The 1,147-nt window shown below is 67.2% G+C and carries 1 protein-coding gene; it reads left to right on the forward strand.

Going from position 1 to position 1,147, the window contains the following annotated elements:
* Positions 1-1,147: IS1634 family transposase (locus ACG00X_RS24015; RefSeq protein ID WP_394492343.1), on the forward strand; the 1,147-nt coding region annotated here is incomplete at both ends.

The following is a 1,147-nucleotide window of genomic DNA, read 5'->3' on the forward strand; positions in this document are numbered from 1 at the left end:
CTGGGCTTCGATGGCCTGGCCGCTGTGTTCCGGCGCGCGCGCTTCACCACCGCCGTCGAGGCCGCCATCCGTGTGATGGTCTTCAATCGGCTGTGCGATCCAGAGTCCAAGCTGGGCGTGCTGCGCTGGCTGCAGACCGTGAGCCTGCCCGGCGTTGATGTCGACAAGCTCAGCCATCAGCATCTGCTGCGCAGCATGGACGCGCTGATGGACCACCAGGGCGCCGTCGATGACTGCGTGGCCCAGTTGCTGCGCCCGCTCATCGATGAAGACCTGTCGGTGGTCTTCTACGACCTGACCACCATCCGCGCCGAGGGCTTGAGCCAGCAGGACGGCGATGTGCGCCACTTCGGCATGTCCAAGGAGGGCGTCATTGCCCGCCAGTTCATGCTGGGCGTGGTGCAGACAGCCGACGGCATGCCGATCTTCCATGAGGTGTTCGACGGCAACACGGCCGAGGCGCCGACCTTGCAGCCCACGCTGAAGAAGGTGCTGACGCGCTACCCGCACATCCGCCGCCTGGTGGTGGTGGCCGACCGGGGCCTGCTGTCGCTGGACAACATCGAGGCGCTGACGAAGCTGCAAGTCGCCGGCGATCGGCCTCTGGAGTTCATCCTGGCGGTGCCGGGGCGGCGCTACGCCGAGTTCGTCGAGGTCTTGCAGCCTTTTGCCCAGAAGGCCGCACACGCCACGGACGAGATCGTCACCGAGGCCCAGTGGCAAGGCCATCGTCTGGTGGTGGCGCACAACCCGGTACGCGCCGCCGAGCAGACCCAGGAGCGCCTGGCACGCATCCATGCGCTGCAGCAGCGCGCCGACCAACTCGCCGGCAAGCTCGACGCGCAGGACGAGGGCAAGACCCAGCGCGGGCGCAAGCTCTCGGACTCGGGCGCCAAGGCGCGCTTCTTCCACGAGGTGAGCGACGCCCATCTGGCGCGCATCATCCAGGTCGACCTGAAGTCCGACTTGTTCACCTACGCCATCGACGAGGCCGCGCTGGCCCGGGCGCAGTTGATGGACGGCAAGCTGATGCTGGTGACCAATGTGCAGGACATGGCCGCCGACGAGGTGGTGAGGCGCTACAAGGCGCTGGCCGACATCGAGCGCGGCTTCAAGGTGCTGAAGTCCGAGCTCGAGATCGCCCCGG

The organism is Pelomonas nitida, from assembly GCF_043555975.1.
GTDB classification, from domain to species: Bacteria; Pseudomonadota; Gammaproteobacteria; order Burkholderiales; family Burkholderiaceae_C; genus Pelomonas; species Pelomonas nitida.